We start from the raw sequence: 448 nt of genomic DNA on the forward strand, positions 1-448 counted from the left end.
TCTGGAGACAATGAAAGCCCAAATCGCGGAAGCGGCCGCTGGCACGTAAGTTCTGGCCCTAGTGGCATCGCGATGGCAGGATCACGTCCCCAGTCGATCAGTTCACACCTGGCAACGTGTCAAAATTCAGGCCCTGGCCACTGATCGGCGGTAGATCCTCGCGGGTGACGCCTTCGCTAGGATTGACGGGAAAATAGTTGCCAGGCTCAATCGGCTGCAGCTGCAGCTGCTCCTGCTCCGCCGCCCGGCGTCTTGCCTCAGCAGCCTCCCGTTCCGACCGCTCGCGTTCGGCCTTCTCCTTCGCGGCCTGTCGCCGGCGTTCCTCCTCGAGCGCCTGAAGGCGCATGGCCTCTGCCAGTGCGGCACGCGCCGCAACGCGGGAGCGATAGAGTGCTGCCTCGCGACGCAGCCGCTGCTTCTCCAGCACGGCCGCCTGTAGCATCTCGAC

General features: G+C 64.7%; 1 protein-coding gene. It reads right to left on the reverse strand.

The genetic code is table 11. The features are described from left to right. Positions 1 to 97: 97 nt before the first annotated feature. A partial coding sequence (locus KW821_RS21425) for a hypothetical protein (RefSeq protein WP_218292858.1) occupies positions 98 to 448 on the reverse strand: 351 nt, incomplete at its 5' end.

The sequence above is a fragment of the Aeromonas sp. sif2416 genome, from assembly GCF_019218665.1.
Classification (GTDB): domain Bacteria; phylum Pseudomonadota; class Gammaproteobacteria; order Enterobacterales; family Aeromonadaceae; genus Aeromonas; species Aeromonas encheleia.